Here is a 19,040-nt window from a genome sequence, read left to right on the forward strand (position 1 = left end):
GGATTTTCCCCTACACTCAGGCATTCGGGGCGCTCAGGTATCCGGGCGGTTACGCAAAAAGCATGCGGGGGGAATAGACCATTATCACAGCGTCCCATGAGCGCGTTTTGCGCGGCGAGGGCCTGGCTTTTCGCGTCGGGCCTTTTTCGGCACGGGTTCAATGCGCGGTGCCCGCAGTGGCCCGCGATATCTTGAGCCTTTATACGGGCTATGCGACGGTCGGTGCCGATGACTTCATCGATTATCATCTGAAAGTGCGGCCGGTGTCGCCGCTCCGGCGCTGGGTCCGGCCGAGCGTCATGGCCGACGCGGGCATGGTGAACACGCCCTTCGTGCCTTTGCCCGCCGATATCGGGGTGCTGGCCCATGAAATGGGTCTGAATTGGCTGATCGCCACCACTGCCGATGATTATCTGATTTTTCATGCCGGGATTGTTGAAAAGAACGGCCGCACCATTCTGATGCCTGGCGCGTCGGGCAGCGGCAAAAGCACATTGACGGCGGGGTTGGCTTTCTCCGGCTGGCGGCTGTTTTCCGATGAATTCGCCGTGCTTCATCCCGAAAGCTTTCAGTTTTTCCCTTATCCACGGCCGGTGTCGCTTAAAAACAGCTCGATTCCAGTGCTTGGGGAGCGCATCCCCGACAGTCAGTTCAGCCGCATTTATGAGAAGACGCCGAAGGGCACCATCCGCTATCTACGGCCATCGGCCGAGGCACTGGCTCGCGATCGGGAACCCGGGCGGCCCTTTCTGATCCTTTACCCCGAATACCGGCCGGATGCGGCGCCACAGGCGATCGAGCTGCCGAAACCCGAAGCCTTCGCCATGGTGCGGAGTGCGAGTGTCAATTGCGACCGGCTGGGGGCCTTGGCTTTCACCACCCTTGCGGATCTCGCCGATCAGTGCCGGGCGTTTCGACTGGTCTATCGCTCGCTCGATCAGGGCATGGCCATGGTCAATGATCTGGCGGAGCAATTTGCATGAGGTCGTCAGATCTGTTGTTGCGTGCGCTTCGGGATCCGGCGAGTTTGGTGGCTGTGACGCCCGCCGACTGGTCGCGTCTGGTTTATCTCGGCCGGGCGTCGGTGCTGCTTGCGCGGATCGCGGCGGATGCCCGCGCGGCTGGAATCTTTGATCAGTTGCCTGCGAACATACAGGGACAATTGCGCGCGGCCGAGCGGCAGGCGGCGCTCAGCCATACCCGCATCACCTGGGAAATCGACCGTCTGAAGCGGGCCTTCTGGGGGCGGCGGCAGAAGATCGTGCTGTTGAAGGGGGCGGCCTACATGGCCGCCCAGATGCCCTGCGCCGTGGGCCGACCGAGTTCGGACATCGATATCCTGGTGGCACACGCGGATCTCACCCTGACGGAGGCAACATTGATGGCGGCAGGGTGGGAGCCGCTGAAAACCAGTGACTATGATCAGCAATATTACCGCGACTGGATGCATGAGCTGCCGCCGCTCCGTCACCCTGAGCGCAACAGCATGATTGATGTTCATCACACGATTCTGCCCCTGACCGGACGGTTGCGGCCGGATGCAGACAAGTTGCTGGCGGCGGCGGTGCCGCTCGATGATGATCTCTACCGGCTGGCCGACACGGATATGCTGCTCCATAGTGCCGTTCATCTGTTTCAGGATGGCGAGGTCCGGGGCGCGCTCCGCGATGTGCTGGATCAGCGCGATATGCTGCGTGATTTCGCCGGTCGGGACCCGAATTACTGGGGGCGGCTCATCGCCCGTGCCGAAGAACTCGGGTTGGGCCGGCCGCTTTATTACAGCCTTCGCTATGTGGAGCGGTTATTCGCTGTCAGTCCGCCCGCGACTGTACGCCCGGCGCTCGATCGTCTGGGCCCGCCCGCGCCGGTTCGGGCGCTGATGGATCGGTTGGTGGAATCGGCATTGTTCCCGACATTTTTGTTTGAACATGCTCCGGGCCGGAGAATCGCCGGGGAGCTGCTCTATCTGCGGTCGCACTGGCTGCGCATGCCGCCCCTGATGCTGGCGCGGCATTTGTCGACCAAGGCGCTTAAAAAACTCGGTCTTTCGTCAAAAGCCTGAGGGCGGCGGGAAGGTCTGCGTAAGCGTCGATCACAGCGTCGGGCAGGAGATCGGCCACCGGGGTTTCCGAATAGCCGAAGGTGACACCGATCACCAGCATGGGGGCTTTTTTGGCGGCTTCGATATCGTGAATGCTGTCGCCGACCATCACGGCCTTTGTGGCCGGAATGTCCAGAAGCCGCAACGTTTCCAGAATATGACGTGGATCGGGCTTGCGAAACGGCAGGCTGTCGCCTCCGAGCACGGCGGGGAACAGGTCGTCGATCTGGAGCGCACGCAACAGTTGATGGGTCAGGGAGATCGGCTTGTTGGTGCAGATTCCAAGGCGCACATTGGCTTCTGCAAGCTCCAGAAGGACCGCGCGCGCACCGGGGAACAGGATGCTTTCATCGGCCACATGGTCCGAATAATAGTCGAGGAAAAGCGGCAGCAGGCGGGCGATGTCGTCTTCCGTCGCAGCAGCGCCGGTGGCGGCCATGCCATTTTCAATGAGCACCCGTGCGCCGCGCCCAACCATATGGCGGACCGCTGCAAGCGGCACCGGCGGGCGGTTTTCGCTGCGCAGAACAAAGTTGAGCGCCCCGGTCAGATCAAAGGCGGAATCGACCAGGGTTCCATCCAGATCGAAAATAACTGCGGCGGGAAAATCGTTGGTCATAAATTCGCCTTTTGTCTTGAGTAGCTCATTATGGAAATCTTAGAAGCTTTGTGGCAGGTTTTGGCACAGATTTCTTACTGTAATCAATCATTCCTGACGGGCTGTTCATGACCTCATCAGACATTGCTGCCATCATCCTTGCCGCAGGCAAGGGCACCCGCATGAAATCCAGCCTGCATAAGGTGCTGCACCCGGTGGCCGGCCGGCCCATGCTCGACCATGTGATGGCCGCCGTGGCAAGCCTTGATCCGGTGCGACAAGTGGTCGTGGTCGGCAACGGCCGCGAACAGGTGGAGACCGCAGTCAAAGGCCGCGCCGATACCGTGGTGCAGGAGCCGCAGCTTGGCACCGGCCATGCCGTGCAGCAGGCCGAGGCAGCCTTGAAAGACTTTATAGGGGACGTCCTGATTCTCTATGGCGATGTGCCGCTTACGAGTGCGGAGACGCTGCGTCGCATGATTGACGCCCGCCGCAGGCCGGGAGCGGACGGTCAATGTCCGGCCCTTGTGGTGCTTGGCTTCCGTCCGGCCGATACGCTGGCTTATGGCCGGCTGAAGCTTGCGTCCGACGGCAGTCTTGATGCGATTGTTGAACATAAGGATGCAAGCGAAGACGAGCGTCGCATCACCCTGTGCAATTCGGGAATCATGGCGGTCGATGGCAGACTGTTGTTCGATTTTCTGGGGAAACTCACCAATAACAATGCGAATGGCGAATATTATCTGACCGATATCGTCGCCATTGCCCGCGCGCGCGGCCTTTCGGCGGCGGTGATCGAGACGGATGAGACCGAGGTGGTCGGCGTCAATGCTCGGGGTGAACTGGCCATGGTGGAGGCTATCTATCAGCGCGCTGCCCGTGCCCGTGCCATGGCCGATGGGGCGACCTTGATCGCGCCGGAGACGGTGTTTTTCTCCTATGACACCAAGCTTGGCCGCGATGTGGTGGTGGAACCGAATGTGGTGTTCGGGCCTGGGGTCACGGTTGGCGACGATGTGACGATCCATGCTTTTTCTCATCTGGAGGGGGCGACGGTGGCTGCGGGGGCAGAAGTCGGTCCCTATGCCCGGCTGCGTCCAGGCGCCGATCTGCGGGCAGGGGCCAAGGTCGGAAATTTTGTTGAAATCAAGAAATCGGTGCTTGAGGAAGGCGCCAAGGTCAATCATCTGACCTATATCGGCGATGCCCGCGTCGGCTCACGCGCCAATGTGGGGGCGGGGACCATCACCTGCAATTATGACGGTTTCAACAAATTCAAGACCGAGATCGGGGCTGGAGCCTTCATCGGATCGAATTCATCACTGGTCGCGCCGGTCAAAATCGGCGACGGTGCCATCATCGGGGCCGGCAGCGTGGTGACCAAGGATGTGAACACGGATTCACTAGCCGTCACACGCGCCGAACAACGCGAGATCGGCGGTTGGGCCGCGAAGTTCCGCGCCCGGAATAAGAAAAAGTAATTTTGCCTCGAAAGGGTTGGACGCTTATGTGCGGCATTATTGGTATTATCGGCAAGAGCACGGTCTCGGATCGCATTCTCGACGGCTTGAAGCGCCTCGAATATCGCGGCTATGACTCGGCCGGGATTGCAACCCTTGTGGATGGCGAGATCGAGCGCCGCCGGGCCGAGGGCAAGCTTGGCAATCTCGTGACCAAGCTTGCGGCTCATCCGTTGCCGGGCAGCATTGGCATCGGCCACACGCGCTGGGCCACTCATGGCGCACCGACCGAGGTCAACGCCCATCCTCATGCAACGCCGCGCGTGGCCGTGGTGCATAACGGCATCATCGAAAATTTCCGTGAACTGCGCGAGGAACTGATCGCCAAGGGTCACAAGATCCTGTCGGAAACCGATACCGAAGTAATAGCTCATCTGGTCACCGACAATATCGACGGCGGCATGTGCCCGCGCGATGCGGCGCTTGCGGCTTTGAAGCGTCTCCATGGGGCCTTTGCGCTGGCCCTGATTTTCACCGGCGAGCATGATCTGATGGTCGGCGCCCGCAAGGGCAGCCCGCTGGTGCTTGGCTATGGCGAGGGCGAGATGTATCTCGGCTCCGACGCTATTGCTCTGGCCCATCTGACCAACCGCATCACGTATCTTGAGGAAGGCGACGCTGTCGTTCTGACCCGCAACTCGGCCGAAATCTTCAATGTGGACGGCGAGCCTGTATCGCGGCCGGTCACCATTGTCAGCGTGGCCGGGGGCCTGATCGACAAGGGCAACTATCGCCATTTCATGCTCAAGGAAATTTTCGAGCAGCCGACGGTCGTGGCCCAGACGCTTGGGAGCTATATCAATCCCTTGCTGGGCCGGGTCGAGCTGCCGGAGTTGCCGTTCGACCTCGGTGCTGTGGACAAGGTAACGATTGTCGCCTGCGGGACCTCCTATTATGCCGCGATGGTTGCCGAATACTGGTTCGAACAAATCGCTCGCATCGATGCGCAGGTGGATGTCGCGTCGGAGTTCCGTTACCGCGATGCGGTTCTGAAACCGGGCGGGCTCGCCATCTTCATTTCCCAGTCGGGGGAAACCGCGGATACGCTGGCGGCTCTCAGATATGCGCGGGCAAATGGCCAGCATGTGGTGTCCGTGGTCAATGTGCCGCAAAGCTCCATGGCGCGGGAATCCGATGTGGTGCTGCCGATCCATGCCGGGCCGGAAATCGGGGTTGCTTCGACCAAGGCCTTTACCTGTCAGCTGGCGGTGCTCGCCTGCCTCGCCATCGCCGCAGGCGTGGCCAATGGCAAGATCAGCGCTGAAAAGTCGGCGGAACTGACCCAGCATCTTCTGGATGTGCCGTCGCGGCTCGCTGCCGTTCTCAACCACGATGGGGCCATTGAAAAGCTTGCGTATGAGATCGCCAAGGCGCGGGATGTGATCTATCTCGGGCGTGGGGGCGATTATCCGATTGCCCTTGAAGGGGCGCTCAAGCTCAAGGAAATCTCCTATATCCATGCCGAAGGCTATGCGGCGGGGGAGATGAAGCATGGCCCGATCGCGCTCATCGACGAAGGGGTGCCGATCATCGTCATCGCGCCGTCCGGGCCGTTGTTTGACAAGACGACGTCGAACATGCAGGAAGTCATTGCCCGCAAAGGCCGGGTGGTGCTGATTTCCGACCGTGAGGGCATCATGGCCCAGGGCGCTCAGGCCGAGGCGACCATCGAGCTTCCGAAACTTCATCCCCTGGTGACGCCCATCGTCTATTCGGTGCCGGTGCAGCTTTTGGCTTATCATACGGCAGTGCACAAAGGCACCGACGTCGATCAACCCCGCAATCTCGCCAAATCGGTGACGGTGGAATAGGGCGGAGGAGATTAGAAAGCCTCCCCGCCCGGGGTGAAATTTCAGGTTTGGATGGAGGCAGTTGGGGGGTACTATTGACAGTATTCGGCATGACGTACTGGTGGGAGGTCGTCTGTGAATACTGTGGAAATTACCCTGGTGGTGATATGCGTCGCTTTTTTGATGTTCGGGGTCGGTTTTAACTGGTGCCACCGTCAATGGGGGGTGACGCTTATTACCATGGCGATAATCTGTGTGATGTCTGTGGTTGCTTATAAAATGTATCTCACGTTTCATTGATGCTCTTTATATGCAACGTAAAGGGTCCTTGTGTGCTTGCACGCCGGCTGCTGCCCGCTTCTGACCAATTATGGAATTTTTGTCATCATGCCCCTTATGGCCGTTTCAGCTGGTCGGGGCGTCTCCTAAGTCTTGGGCGGCGGGCTTGCAGGGCTTGAGGATCAGTCCTTTGATCTCGTGTTCTCGATCAGTGTCCTTGAACATTGCCTTTGGGTGACCTGAAGGCGGTGGTGCGTGATGCCTATCGGGCTTTGAAGCCGGACGGTTTATCATCACGCTTGATCTTTTCCTTGATGTCGTACCATTTGCGGTTGAGGAGACCAATGTTTTCGGCCGAGCATATCCGCGCCCATCTTGATCAGTATATGGTCGGGGAGGGATATTCCGCGCTCGCGCAATGTCTGGTGCTCAAGAAGCCGGGCTGATCAGCCGCCTTGGGATGTTGGTGGGATTGTTCCGTGGAGACTGGGAAAAAGGGCTTTTGCGCGGGGCAAAGTCAGGCTAAATATAGAGCATGCGCTCAAAATAAAGGAATTTTTCATGTCGCTCCCCCTCAAGAATGGCAATCTGTTTCGGGAACATGGTTATATCGATGGTGCTTGGGTTGGGGCTGATAGTGGGGCCACTCTGCCGGTGACCAATCCGGCAAGCGGCGAGACGCTCGGCAGCATTCCGAACATGGGGCTTGAGGAAACCCGGCGCGCCATCGCCGCCGCCGAGGCCGCATGGGCCGACTGGCGCGGCCGCACGGCGCGGGAACGGGCGGGGGTTCTCCGGAAATGGTACGACCTCATGATGGCTAATCAGGAGGATCTCGCGGTGCTGCTCACGGCCGAGCAGGGTAAGCCGCTTGCCGAAGCGCGGGGGGAAATCGCTTATGCCGCCTCGTTCCTTGAGTGGTTCGGGGAGGAAGCCAAGCGCATCTATGGCGACACCATCCCAGGCCATATGAAGGACAAGCGCATTCTGGTGTTGAAGGAACCCGTGGGTGTGGTGGCGGCCATCACGCCGTGGAATTTCCCGGCGGCCATGATCACCCGCAAGGTCGGCCCGGCGCTGGCCGCAGGCTGCCCCATTGTTCTGAAGCCCGCGACCCAGACCCCCTATTCGGCCTTGGCCCTGGCGGTTCTGGCCGAAGAAGCGGGTGTTCCAAAAGGGGTGTTCAGCGTTGTCACGGGCAATGCTCGCGCTATCGGCGGCGAAATGACCTCAAACCCGAGTGTGCGCAAGGTGACCTTCACCGGCTCGACCGAGGTCGGCAAGCTTCTGATGGAGCAATGCGCGCGCACGGTCAAAAAGACCTCCATGGAACTCGGCGGGAACGCGCCGTTTATCGTTTTCGATGATGCCGATCTTGACGCGGCGGTGGCTGGTGCGCTCGCCTCCAAATATCGCAATACGGGTCAGACCTGCGTTTGCGCCAACCGGCTTCTGGTGCAGGACGGGGTCTATGATGCCTTTGCCGAAAAGCTTACCGCAGCGGTCGCTAAGCTTCGGGTCGGCGACGGCTTGAAGGGTGAAACCGATCAGGGCCCGTTGATCGATGAAAACGCCGTTAAAAAGATCGAGGAACATCTGGCCGATGCGCTTGAAAAAGGCGCGAAACTGGTCACGGGCGGCAACCGGCATGCGCTCGGCGGCACTTTTTTTGAGCCGACGATCCTCACCAATGTCACAAGCGCCATGAAAGTCGCCCGCGAAGAAACCTTCGGCCCGCTCGCACCCTTGTTCCGCTTCAAGACCGAGGCTGAGGCCATCGCCATGGCCAATGACACCGAATTCGGCCTGGCCTCCTATTTCTACGCCCAGAACATGAGCCGCATCTCGCGCGTCATGGAGGGCCTGGAATATGGCATCGTCGGCGTCAATACCGGCATCATCTCAACCGAAGTCGCCCCCTTCGGTGGCATCAAGGAATCCGGCACCGGCCGCGAAGGCTCGAAATACGGGATCGAGGATTATCTGGAAATTAAATACGTCTGCCTGAGCGTATAACAACTGCCCGTCATTGCGAGGCAAAGCCGAAGCAATCCAGGCCCGTCGCCGAAGGAAGGTCTGGATCGCCACGCCGCTAACGCGGCTCGCGATGACGGTTGTGGTGGTGGCGGTGATGACTACTACTACCACCATTGTTCGATATTGAATGTCTGCCGGGGCCTGTAACAAACCGCCGTCATTGCGAGGCGGAGCCGAAGCAATCCAGTCCTGTGTCCGAGGAAGATCTGGGGCGACTGGCTATGTCATGCATGGTTATGCCCCCTGTCATTGACTGGCACAGGCGGTCTGCCCCCACAGCCGATATCATATTCTGCTTGGAATAGTATGGCGCTTCCAAGGCATTCTCAAGGAAGCAAATATTAACCCTCAGCTTTTAAATTGCCGGGCATTAGAGTGCCTGAGGACTTAGTCATGCCACCCATATCTGCTGTTATGAGCCGTTTTCGGTTCGGTTCTCTGCTCGTTCGGGAAGATGCGCGGCTTAATCTGTTGCTGGCAGCTGTGGTGGCGGTTTATGCGGCGGTTGTGTATCTGGTGGCCTACGGCGCCGGGCTGCAAGCGCATGCCAATTATTCTCTTTATTCGAGCGCCGCGCAATCGGTGGCTGGGTTGAGTTTAGTCATTTTTGTCATTGGCTATGTGGGGCATCTTGCGCTCGTGCGGCGGGTGCCGCGTCCGGTGCGGGTGATCTACAGCGACGTGACGGGGCTTTTGCGCGATCCGGTGGTGCTTTTGAATGGTCTTTGGCCGCTTTTGATCATTCCGATTTTCATGTCGAGCTTCACATCTTTCAAAAGCATGATCCCGGTTCTGCATCCTTTTTCTTTCGATCCGCTGTTTGCCGATCTGGATCAGATGCTGCATGGCGGGGTTGCGCCCTGGGAGCTGACCCACGCCATGTTTGGTTCGCCCTTTGCCACGGTGGCGATCAATGCTGCTTATAATCTATGGTTTTTTGTGATGTGGGTGTTTCTGTTCCTGCAGATAGTACGGGTTTACGCCCATCAGGAACGGGTACGGTTCATTCTGGCCTTTGTGCTTTGCTGGTTGGTGATCGGGTCATTGTTCGCTTTTCTGCTGTCTTCGGCCGGGCCCTGTTATTTCGGGCGCGTGGTGCTGGGGGTGGCTGATCCCTTCGCGCCTATGATGACGCGGCTTGAGGTGATTGATCAGGGTTTTACTGCCACAGGCAGTTATTTCGGCGTCTGGGCGCTCGATACCCAGAACCTGCTGTGGGATATGGCGAGGAGCAGTGAGACCCATGTCGGCAGCGGCATTTCCGCCATGCCGAGCATGCATGTGTCGGTGGCGACCCTGTTGGCGCTGTCGGCCTTTCGCATTCGTCGCTGGTTCGGCTGGATCATGGCTGGTTATGCGGTCATGATCCAGATCGGGTCTGTGCATCTTGGCTGGCATTACGCGCTTGATGGCTATCTGTCGGCGGTGTTGACCGTCATCATCTGGTGGCTGGCCGGACGGGTGGTGCGGTCGGTCGCTTAATGGGTGATGCGCGGCTGTGGCACGATCCGTAGATAGGGTTTGAGCTCTTTCCAGCCGCCCGGAAACTTCTTGCGCGCTTCTTCGTCCGTGACCGAGGGGACGATGATCACATCATCGCCGAGCTTCCAGTCCACAGGCGTTGCCACCTGATGCTGAGCGGTCAGTTGCAGGCTGTCGATGACACGCAGGATTTCATCGAAATTGCGCCCCGTGCTTGCGGGGTAGGTCAGCACCAGTTTCAATTTCTTGTCCGGGCCGATGATGAAGACCGAGCGCACGGTCAGGGTGTCGCTCGCGTTTGGATGGATCATGTCATAGAGATCCGAAACATGATGATCGCCATCGGCAATGAGCGGGTAATTAAGTGCGTAACCTTGGGTTTCTTCGATATCCGAGGCCCAGGCTTCATGGGATTTCAGCGGATCGACTGAAAGGCCGAGGACCTTGACACCCCTACGGTCGAACTCGGGTTTGAGCCGGGCGACTTCGGCCAGTTCGGTGGTGCAGACGGGGGTGAAGTCTTTCGGATGCGAGAACAGAACACCCCAGGATTTGCCGAGCCAATCATGGAAATGGATCGGTCCAGACGTGCTTTCAGCATTGAAATCCGGGACGGTATCGCCGAGGTGAAGCGACATGGCTGTATCCTTTCAAAAAAGGTGAAAATGGCTACAGATACTCATGACGACATGTACAGTCAGCCGGCCCGACTGAGTCGGCGGCGTGAGGCATCCTGAGCCTAGACCCGTGGCCTGCTGACGTCCAGCGCCTGGCGCGACGCTTTGGCGTTGCAGCGCTGGCTCAAGACGTTACAGTGCGGCGGAGAGCAGCAGCGGAAGGATTGAGACCAGTGGAGCAATACGATCTTTTTGTCATCGGGGCCGGTTCAGGTGGTGTGCGGGCCAGTCGTATGGCGTCGGCCATGGGCGCGCGGGTTGGAATTTGCGAGGATTATCGTGTCGGCGGCACCTGTGTCATTCGCGGCTGCGTGCCGAAAAAGCTCATGGTCTATGCGGCCGAATATCGCGATGCCTTTCGTGATGCGCAGGGCTTTGGCTGGGGCTCGACCACGCCGGGTTTTGACTGGGCCGCGTTTATTGCCAACAAGGACAAGGAAATCGATCGCCTAAACGGGCTTTACCTCCAGACCCTTGGCAATGCTGGGGTGACGCTCCATAACGGGCGCGGGCGGCTTCTCGATCGTCATACGGTTGAAATCACCGGGCATGATGGCATGGAAACCATACGTGCCGACAAGATCCTGATCGCGACGGGCGGCTGGCCGGTCATGCCATCGGTTCCCGGTATCGAACATGCGATTTCGTCGAACGAGGTGTTTCACCTGCCCGAACTGCCGGGACGGGTCGCGGTGGTTGGTGGCGGCTATATTGCGGTCGAGTTCGCGGGCATTTTCCATGGTCTTGGCGCGCGTACGACCCAGCTTTACCGGGGCGAGCAGATCCTGCGCGGCTTCGATCGGGAAGCCCGTGACTGGACGGCCCAGGAAATGCTGAAAAAGGGCCTCGACCTGCGCGTGAATATCAATGTCGAAGCCATTGAGAAAAAACAAGATGGTCTGCATCTGGCCCTCAATGACGGTACTGTGCTTGTGGTTGACGCGGTGATGTATGCGACCGGCCGCAACCCCAATACTGCGGGGCTTGGTCTTGAAGATGCGGGGGTCAAGCTTGCGACGAACGGGGCCGTGGTGGTGGATGACTATTCCCGCAGCTCGGCCGAAAATATTTATGCTGTTGGGGATGTAACGGATCGCATCGCGCTTACGCCTGTGGCAATCAAGGAGGGCGCGGCGGTGGCCGAGACGCTTTTCGGTCGGGGTCCGCAGACGGTGGATTACCGGGATGTGCCGTCGGCGGTGTTTGGTCAGCCGCAATTGGCCTCGGTCGGCTTGACGGAAGAGGATGCCCGTCACACATATCAAGAGATCGACGTTTATAAATCGACCTTCCGCCCCATGAAGTTCACGCTAGCCGGACGGGAGGAGCGGTCGCTGATGAAGTTAATCGTCGATCGTGCCAGTGATCGGGTGCTCGGCGCTCATATGGTCGGACCGGACGCGGCGGAGATTATCCAGGGTGTCGCTATCGCTATCAAATGTGGGGCGACGAAGGCGCAGTTCGATGTCACCGTGGCTATTCACCCGTCAGCGGCCGAAGAGTTTGTCCTCATGCGGGAGCCGGTCAAACAGGCCAAAGCTGCCGAGTAAAGAGGCAAAAAGTCTGGTATATTGGGCCTGGGCAGCGTATAGCTGCGGCCCATGTTGCTGATAAAGAACTGATTAAAGACAAGCACTAGAGATTAAGGGCACGCAAGATGAGCAGAAGCTGGAACCCCAAAGGCTGGCGCGAAAAACCGGGGCTGCAAATGCCAGCCTATCCGGATGCGGCGGTTCTGAAGGCGGTCGAGGATCAGTTGGGGGTTTATCCGCCACTGGTGTTCGCCGGTGAGGCGCGGCGGCTCAAGAAATCCCTGGGTGAAGTAGCGGAAGGTCGTGCGTTCCTGTTGCAGGGCGGTGACTGCGCCGAAAGCTTTGCCGAATTTCATCCGAACAATATCCGCGATACCTTCCGCGTACTGCTGCAGATGGCGGTGACCCTGACTTTTGCCGCCTCATGCCCGGTGGTCAAAGTGGGCCGCATTGCCGGTCAGTTTGCCAAGCCGCGTTCATCCAACACCGAAGTGATCGACGGTGTGGAGCTCGACAGCTATCGCGGCGATATCATCAATGGCATCGAATTCGAGTCCAAGACCCGCACCCCCGATCCCGAGCGCATGATCCGCGCCTATTCGCAGTCGGCGGCGACCCTCAATCTGTTGCGGGCCTTTGCCCAGGGCGGTTACGCCAATCTCCATAGCGTGCATCGCTGGAACCTCGATTTCGTGGCCAAAAGCCCGGCCGGGACCCATTATCGTCATATCGCCGACCGGATCAGCGAAGCGCTTGATTTCATGCGCGCTTGCGGTGTCGATCCGGAAGTGACGCCAGCTTTGCAGGGCACCGATTTCTTCACCTCCCATGAGGCGCTGCTGCTGCCTTATGAGGAGGCTTTGACCCGCGTCGACAGCACCAGCGGCGATTGGTACGACACCTCGGCCCATATGCTGTGGATCGGCGACCGCACGCGTCAGCTGGATGGTGCTCATGTGGAATTCCTGCGCGGGGTCAAAAACCCTATCGGCATGAAGGTTGGCCCGAATATCGATCATGACGATCTGCTGCGCCTGATCGATGTGCTCAATCCGGCCAACGAACCGGGGCGGCTCACGCTCATCTGCCGCATGGGCATCGACAAGATCGAAGACAAGCTGCCGGGCGTTCTCCGCACCGTCAAGCGCGAGGGCAGGTCAGTGGTCTGGTCTTCGGACCCCATGCATGGCAACACGATCAAGTCGACGTCGGGCTATAAAACCCGGCCTTTCGATCGGATTCTGACCGAAGTGCGGAAGTTCTTCGAAATCCATCGCGCCGAAGGCACCTATGCGGGCGGCGTTCATTTCGAGATGACTGGTCAGGACGTCACCGAATGTATCGGCGGCGCCGAAGCCATCACCGACGAAAAGCTGGCCGACCGCTATCATACCCATTGCGATCCACGGCTGAACGCCAGCCAAAGCCTTGAACTTGCCTTTCTCATTGGCGAGGGTCTCAAGACTGAGCGCCTGGCGTTGGCCGAGCTTGCGGCGGCGTCATAAGTTTGGTTTCGTTTGGTTCGTCAAGCTTGCGTTCCCGCGGCCTCGGAAGCTGCTCTCTTTGGGATGATCTGAACCATGACTGATCGCCTCGTCATTGCCATAGCGCAACTTAACCCCGTGGTCGGTGATGTGCCCGGCAATCTGGCGCTGGCGCGCCGGGCCCGTGCTCAGGCCGCAGCCGAAGGGGCGGACCTTGTGGTGTTCAGCGAATTGTTCCTCGTGGGCTATCCGCCGGAGGATCTGGTGCTGAAACCGGCGCTTTCGGCCCGGGCCATGGCGGCGACCCGCGCCTTTGCCGAAGAAACCAAAGATGGCGGCCCGGCGGTTCTGATCGGGACACCGTGGCGGGAAGGCGAGGCGCTGTTCAATACTGCGGCGTTTTTGGTTGATGGCAAGGTCGCGGGCCTGCGCCATAAATATGACTTGCCGAATTACGGCGTGTTCGATGAAAAGCGCGTGTTTGTCCCCGGCAATCTTGCCGGGCCAGTGGCGTTTCGCCCTGAAGACAGCGGCATCGTGCGCCTTGGGGTCATGATCTGCGAAGACATGTGGTCCGAAGAGGTCGCCGAATGTCTGGCCGAGACCGGGGCCGATATCCTGATTTCCATGAACGGATCGCCGTTCGAAGACGCCAAGCGGGATGCGCGGATCGGTCATGCTGTGGCCCGGGTGCGGGAAACCGGCATGCCGTTGCTTTATGTCAATCAGGTCGGCGGACAGGACGAGCTGGTGTTCGACGGCGCGTCTTTCGTGCTCAATCACGACAGCACGCTGGCGGTGCATCTTCCGGCCTGGCAAGAGGCGCTGGTGTTGACCAATTGGGCCTATGATCCGCACAAGGGCTGGCGCTGCGATAAGGGTGAGATCGTGCCGGTGGCCGAAAACCACGAGGCGGTCTATCAGGCCATGGTCCTCGGCCTGCGCGATTATGTGGAGAAGAACAAGTTTTCCGGGGTGATCCTTGGGCTTTCGGGCGGTATTGACAGTGCGTTGTCGGCGGCGGTGGCTGTGGATGCCCTTGGGGCCGATCGTGTGCATGGGGTGATGATGCCATCCCGCTTCACAAGTGTTGATTCTCTTGAGGATGCGGCGGAAAGTGCGGCGCTTCTCGGGCTCAAATTCGACACCGTGGCCATCGAGCCTGCGGTTGAGGCGTTCGGCGGCATGCTTGAGGAGCTGTTCGCCGGAACCGAGCCGAACGCGGCCGAGGAAAATATTCAGGCCCGGGTGCGCGGCATCGTGCTGATGGCCATATCGAACAAATTCGGCCGTATGGTGCTGACCACCGGCAACAAGTCGGAAATGTCGGTGGGCTATGCGACGCTCTATGGCGATATGGCGGGCGGTTTTTCGGTGCTGAAGGACGTCTATAAGACCGATGTCTATGCTCTGTCGCGCTGGCGCAACACCCATAAGCCCACAGGCGCGAAAGGTCCCGAAGGGCCGATCATGCCGGAGCGTACGATCACCAAGCCGCCGACGGCGGAACTGCGGGCCAATCAGACCGATCAGGACAGCCTGCCGCCTTATGACGTGCTGGATGATATTCTGAAGGGCCTAGTTGAGGATGAACGTTCGGTCAAGGATATCGTGAGATGCGGCCATGCGGTTGAGACCGTTGCCCGGGTTGAGAAAATGCTCTATGTGGCCGAATATAAGCGGCGTCAGGCACCGCCGGGCGTAAAAGTCACGCGCCGCAATTTCGGGCGCGACCGCCGTTATCCGATCATAAATCGCTTTAGAACGGTCGAATAAGTTATTGTTTTAATATAAAAATGAGCAGTTCAATATGACAGTAAGAGTGCGTTTTGCCCCCAGTCCCACCGGGCGGCTGCATGTGGGCAATGTGCGCACGGCGCTTGTGAACTGGCTCTATGCCCGGGCCCATGGCGGTGTGTTTGTCTTGCGGCTCGATGATACCGACAGCGAGCGCTCGACGCAGGCTTTTGCCGATGGCATCGAGACCGATCTGACCTGGCTCGGTCTGGGCTGGGATGACTTCATGCGCCAGTCGGACCGGTTTGACCGCTATGATGCGGCGGCGGCAGCATTGCGGGCGTCCGGGCGGCTTTATCCTTGTTATGAGACTGCGGAGGAACTGGACCTCAAGCGCAAGCTTCAGCTCGCCCAACGTAAGCCCCCGGTCTATGACCGCGCGGCCCTGAAGCTCACAGACGCGGATCGCGCGGCTTATGAGGCCAAGGGTTTGAAGCCCCATTGGCGGTTCAAGCTCGATGAAGGCAGCCGGGTAACCTGGCGGGATCTCGTTCACGGCGAACCGAGCGTCGATATGCAGAGCCTGTCGGACCCGGTTCTGATCCGGGCCGATGGCACCTATCTTTATACCCTGCCGTCGGTGCTCGATGACATCGACCTTAGCATCACCCATGTGATGCGCGGGGAGGATCATGTCACCAACACGGCAGTGCAGATTCAGATATTCGAGGCGCTTGGGGCCAAGGTCCCGGCCTTCGCGCATTTCTCGCTCCTGACCGGGGCGGAGGGCGAGGGGCTGTCGAAACGCACAGGCGCGCTCAGCGTTGCCGAAATGCGGGAAGATGGTATCGAGGCTATGGCCATCCTCAGTCTGTTGGCTCGTCTCGGCACAGCCGATCCGGTGGAGCCGCGTGTCAGTCATGCCGACCTGATCGCGGGGTTCGATGTCAGCCGTTTTGGCCGTTCAGCTGCCAAATTCGATCCTGAGGAACTGCGCAATCTGAACGCCAAGCTTTTGCATGTCCTGCCGTTCGAGAGTGTGGCCGGGGAACTCCGGGCGCTCGGGCTTGAGGCGGCGGACGAGGCGTTCTGGGCCGTCGTGCGCCCGAACCTCAAGACCATCAAGGATGCCCGGGTGTGGTGGCAGGTGGTGGAGGGGCCTTTGACACCGGTTGTGAGCGATGCTGATTTCATGCGCACGGCTGCGGACCTGTTGCCGCCGGAGCCCTGGGATTCTGAGACCTGGAAGCAATGGACGACTGCGGTCAAGGACAAGACCGGAGCCAAGGGCAAGGCCTTGTTCCTGCCGCTCAGGCTCGCGCTGACGGGGCTTGAGCATGGGCCGGAATTGAATGTGCTGCTGCCCTTGATCGGGCGGAAACGCGCGCTCGAACGTCTTAGCTGAGTATGTCACGGCCTGACTATAACCTTATGTCATTACCGGGCTTGACCCGGTAATGACATAAGTGGCCTCTGGTAATGACAAAACGTAAGAGTGATATGATGATCCTCCAGCTCTACAACACGCTCACACGCGACAAACAACTATTCGCGCCTATCGACCCCAAGAATGTGCGCATGTATGTCTGCGGGCCGACGGTTTATGACTATGCTCATGTGGGCAATGCGCGGCCGGTGGTGGTGTTCGATGTGCTTTATCGGCTGCTGCGTCATATCTATGGCGAGAGCCACATGACTTATGCGCGCAATATCACAGATATCGACGACAAGATCATGGCCCGTGCCGCCGAGACCGGGGGAGAGATCGCGTCGATCACCGACAAATATGCTCAGGCCTATCGCGATGATATGGGAGCCTTGAATGCCCTCCCGCCCACGATCGAGCCGCATGCCACCGGCCATGTGCCGGAGATGATCGATATGGTGGCGCGTCTGATCGAGCGTGGGCATGCCTATGCCGCCGATGGACATGTGCTGTTCAACGTGCCGTCGCTTGCGAGCTATGGAAAACTTTCGAACCGCAATCGGGACGAGATGATCGCCGGCGCCCGGGTCGAGGTCGCGAGCTATAAAAAGGACCCGGCCGATTTCGTGCTGTGGAAGCCATCGGCCGAGGATCAGCCGGGCTGGGACAGCCCCTGGGGCCGTGGACGGCCGGGCTGGCATCTTGAATGCTCCTGCATGATCGAGAAGAATCTGGGCGAGACCATCGACATTCATGGCGGCGGCATCGACCTTGTGTTCCCCCATCATGAAAACGAAATCGCCCAGAGCGTCGGGGTCCATGGCGCGCCGCTCGCGAATTATTGGGTGCATAACGGTTATCTGACCGTGAATGGTGAGAAAATGTCCAAGTCGTTGGGCAATTTCTTCACTGTGCACGAGCTGCTGGAAGAATTCCCCGGCAAGGGCGAGGCGATCCGCCTCACGCTGCTGTCGGCTCATTACCGTCAACCGCTCGATTTCACCAAGGACGGCATCCGCGCCGCAGTCAGCCAGCTAAATCGTTGGTACCGCTTGCTCGATGGTATCGAAGCGGGTGCAGTGCCGGACAGCATCCTTAACGCGCTTGGGGATGACCTCAATACACCCCGAGCCATTGCCGAATTAAATAAACTTGCTAGTGAGCGCGATCTCCCTGGTTTGCGGGCTGCCTGCGATTTCATGGGACTTGTGCAGTTAGAACTGGATGTTTGGGAGGGGAGAAAACAGAGTTTCTCCGATAGTTTGACTTTTACGGATTCTGTTACTTTTGTTCTAAGCAATTCTTATGTTGATGAATTGGTTTCTAAACGAGCAGAAGCCAAAAAATCCAAAGACTTTGCCACCGCTGACAAGATCCGCGCCGATCTGCTGGGTGAGGGGATTATTCTCGAAGATAGCCCGCAGGGCACGACGTGGCGGCGGGGATGAGGTTGCTGACTATCGTCGTTATTCTGTCATCCCCGCGAAAGCGGGGATCCAGTCTTCGGGCGGCGAGACTCTGGATCCCCGCTTTCGCGGGGATGACGATTAATGGCGGGGATGACATTCGAAATGAACGCTAGCACCACCCCCGTCATCATTCTGGTTCGCCCCCAAATGGGCGAGAACATCGGTCACGTCGCCCGCGCAATGGCCAATTTCGGGTTGCGGGAATTGCGGCTCGTGGCGCCGCGTGACGGCTGGCCCAATCCGGCTGCCGAAGCACCTTCGGCTGGTGCGACCTGGGTTCTGGATGAAGCCAAGGTCTATGCGACGGCTGAGGAGGCGGTGGCGGATCTGAGTGCGCTATACGCGACCACCGCGCGCAACCGGGAGATGATCAAACCGATCGTCACCCCGCGTCATGCCGCCGGGAACATGCGCGGGCAGGTGGCTGAAGGCCGCCGGGTTGGCATCCTGTTCGGGGCCGAGGCGACGGGGCTCACGAATGATGAACTTGTGCTGGCGGAAACGCTGGTGACGGTGCCGGCCGCGCCCGATTTCACATCGATCAATATCGGGCAGGCGGTGTTGCTCATGGCTTATGAATGGTTTCAGGCCGGGGATGCGACGCCAGCGGTCGTGCTGCCTGCCGGGGGTAATAAACCGGCCCGGCAGGAGGAGCTTGAAGGGCTTTTCCAGCATATGGAAACCGAACTGACGCTGTCGGGGTTCTTCCGTCCGCCAGAAAAAGCCCCGCATATGCGACGCAATGTGCGCAGCCTGTTTCAGCGCATGGATCTTCTGGATCAGGACGTGCGGACCCTGCGTGGGATCGTCAAAAGCCTTGCGCTTTATGGACGGTCGGCGGGGAAGAAGCGGGATCAGGAGTGAAGCTGGATTGCCGGGTCAAGCCCGGCAATGACAGAATAAAACAT

14 protein-coding genes are annotated in these 19,040 nt (G+C 59.2%); 12 read left to right on the forward strand and 2 right to left on the reverse strand.

Features of this window, described 5'->3' with window-relative positions:
• The first annotated feature begins 107 nt into the window (after window positions 1–107).
• Together NYP16_RS06555 and NYP16_RS06560 are read left to right on the forward strand one after the other, a co-directional pair.
• Window positions 108–983, forward strand: a complete 876-nt coding sequence (locus NYP16_RS06555) for an HprK-related kinase A (RefSeq protein ID WP_274943321.1) — start codon at window positions 108–110, stop codon at window positions 981–983.
• Window positions 980–2,062 carry a nucleotidyltransferase domain-containing protein gene (locus tag NYP16_RS06560; protein WP_274943322.1) on the forward strand — a complete coding sequence of 361 codons (1,083 nt, stop codon included), beginning with the start codon at window positions 980–982 and terminating at the stop codon, window positions 2,060–2,062. The genes NYP16_RS06555 and NYP16_RS06560 overlap by 4 nt, the downstream gene beginning before the upstream one ends.
• On the opposite strand, the gene gph is transcribed toward NYP16_RS06560, so the two are convergent.
• Window positions 2,031–2,720 (reverse strand): phosphoglycolate phosphatase, encoded by a 690-nt coding sequence (gene gph / locus NYP16_RS06565; protein ID WP_274943323.1) that lies wholly within the window; start codon window positions 2,718–2,720, stop codon window positions 2,031–2,033. The genes NYP16_RS06560 and gph overlap by 32 nt on opposite strands.
• A gap of 107 nt (window positions 2,721–2,827) precedes the next feature.
• Between gph and glmU the strand changes: the two genes are divergently transcribed.
• The 4 genes from glmU to NYP16_RS06585 all read left to right on the forward strand — a co-directional run bounded on the left by glmU (window position 2,828) and on the right by NYP16_RS06585 (window position 9,807).
• Window positions 2,828–4,180 carry a bifunctional UDP-N-acetylglucosamine diphosphorylase/glucosamine-1-phosphate N-acetyltransferase GlmU gene (gene glmU / locus NYP16_RS06570; RefSeq protein WP_274943324.1) on the forward strand — a complete coding sequence of 451 codons (1,353 nt, stop codon included), beginning with the start codon at window positions 2,828–2,830 and terminating at the stop codon, window positions 4,178–4,180.
• Between the two features lie 26 nt (window positions 4,181–4,206).
• Complete coding sequence (gene glmS, locus NYP16_RS06575) at window positions 4,207–6,030, forward strand: glutamine--fructose-6-phosphate transaminase (isomerizing) (protein ID WP_274943325.1); 1,824 nt, start codon at window positions 4,207–4,209, stop codon at window positions 6,028–6,030.
• Between the two features lie 819 nt (window positions 6,031–6,849).
• Window positions 6,850–8,304 carry an NADP-dependent succinate-semialdehyde dehydrogenase gene (gene gabD, locus NYP16_RS06580; RefSeq protein WP_274943326.1) on the forward strand — a complete coding sequence of 485 codons (1,455 nt, stop codon included), beginning with the start codon at window positions 6,850–6,852 and terminating at the stop codon, window positions 8,302–8,304.
• Between the two features lie 414 nt (window positions 8,305–8,718).
• Window positions 8,719–9,807 (forward strand): phosphatase PAP2 family protein, encoded by a 1,089-nt coding sequence (locus NYP16_RS06585; protein ID WP_274943327.1) that lies wholly within the window; start codon window positions 8,719–8,721, stop codon window positions 9,805–9,807.
• Here NYP16_RS06585 and NYP16_RS06590 read toward each other — a convergent pair.
• Window positions 9,804–10,445, reverse strand: coding sequence for a peroxiredoxin (locus NYP16_RS06590; RefSeq protein WP_274943328.1), 642 nt, complete (start codon window positions 10,443–10,445; stop codon window positions 9,804–9,806). The genes NYP16_RS06585 and NYP16_RS06590 overlap by 4 nt on opposite strands.
• A 212-nt stretch (window positions 10,446–10,657) precedes the next feature.
• On the opposite strand from NYP16_RS06590, the gene gor reads away from it, so the two are divergent.
• From gor to NYP16_RS06620, 6 genes are all read left to right on the forward strand, one after another.
• Window positions 10,658–12,034, forward strand: coding sequence for a glutathione-disulfide reductase (gene gor, locus NYP16_RS06595; RefSeq protein ID WP_274943329.1), 1,377 nt, complete (start codon window positions 10,658–10,660; stop codon window positions 12,032–12,034).
• A 107-nt stretch (window positions 12,035–12,141) separates the two neighbouring features.
• Complete coding sequence (locus NYP16_RS06600; protein WP_274943330.1) at window positions 12,142–13,521, forward strand: class II 3-deoxy-7-phosphoheptulonate synthase; 1,380 nt, start codon at window positions 12,142–12,144, stop codon at window positions 13,519–13,521.
• 75 nt (window positions 13,522–13,596) lie between these two features.
• Entirely contained in the window at window positions 13,597–15,276 is a 1,680-nt protein-coding gene (locus NYP16_RS06605) for an NAD+ synthase (RefSeq protein WP_274943331.1), read from the forward strand.
• Window positions 15,277–15,310: 34 nt separating this feature from the next.
• The gene (gene gltX, locus NYP16_RS06610; RefSeq protein ID WP_274943332.1) at window positions 15,311–16,642 is read left to right on the forward strand and encodes a glutamate--tRNA ligase; all 1,332 of its coding nucleotides are present in this window, start codon (window positions 15,311–15,313) and stop codon (window positions 16,640–16,642) included.
• A 98-nt stretch (window positions 16,643–16,740) separates the two neighbouring features.
• Complete coding sequence (gene cysS, locus NYP16_RS06615) at window positions 16,741–18,111, forward strand: cysteine--tRNA ligase (protein ID WP_346742489.1); 1,371 nt, start codon at window positions 16,741–16,743, stop codon at window positions 18,109–18,111.
• A gap of 102 nt (window positions 18,112–18,213) precedes the next feature.
• Entirely contained in the window at window positions 18,214–18,996 is a 783-nt protein-coding gene (locus NYP16_RS06620; RefSeq protein ID WP_274943334.1) for an RNA methyltransferase, read from the forward strand.
• The last annotated feature ends 44 nt before the right edge of the window (window positions 18,997–19,040 follow it).

Origin of the sequence: Govania unica, assembly GCF_027920805.1 — a bacterium.
GTDB classification, from domain to species: domain Bacteria; phylum Pseudomonadota; class Alphaproteobacteria; order Sphingomonadales; family Govanellaceae; genus Govanella; species Govanella unica.

Coding starts and splice junctions, on each gene's coding strand:
- gltX (WP_274943332.1), top strand. CDS start 15,311: ATGACAGTAAGAGTGCGTTTTGCCCCCAGTCCCACCGGGCGGCTGCAT.
- NYP16_RS06560 (WP_274943322.1), top strand. CDS start 980: ATGAGGTCGTCAGATCTGTTGTTGCGTGCGCTTCGGGATCCGGCGAGT.
- NYP16_RS06605 (WP_274943331.1), top strand. CDS start 13,597: ATGACTGATCGCCTCGTCATTGCCATAGCGCAACTTAACCCCGTGGTC.
- gabD (WP_274943326.1), top strand. CDS start 6,850: ATGTCGCTCCCCCTCAAGAATGGCAATCTGTTTCGGGAACATGGTTAT.
- cysS (WP_346742489.1), top strand. CDS start 16,741: ATGATCCTCCAGCTCTACAACACGCTCACACGCGACAAACAACTATTC.
- NYP16_RS06585 (WP_274943327.1), top strand. CDS start 8,719: ATGCCACCCATATCTGCTGTTATGAGCCGTTTTCGGTTCGGTTCTCTG.
- NYP16_RS06600 (WP_274943330.1), top strand. CDS start 12,142: ATGAGCAGAAGCTGGAACCCCAAAGGCTGGCGCGAAAAACCGGGGCTG.
- gph (WP_274943323.1), bottom strand. CDS start 2,720: ATGACCAACGATTTTCCCGCCGCAGTTATTTTCGATCTGGATGGAACC.
- NYP16_RS06620 (WP_274943334.1), top strand. CDS start 18,214: ATGGCGGGGATGACATTCGAAATGAACGCTAGCACCACCCCCGTCATC.
- NYP16_RS06590 (WP_274943328.1), bottom strand. CDS start 10,445: ATGTCGCTTCACCTCGGCGATACCGTCCCGGATTTCAATGCTGAAAGC.
- glmS (WP_274943325.1), top strand. CDS start 4,207: ATGTGCGGCATTATTGGTATTATCGGCAAGAGCACGGTCTCGGATCGC.
- glmU (WP_274943324.1), top strand. CDS start 2,828: ATGACCTCATCAGACATTGCTGCCATCATCCTTGCCGCAGGCAAGGGC.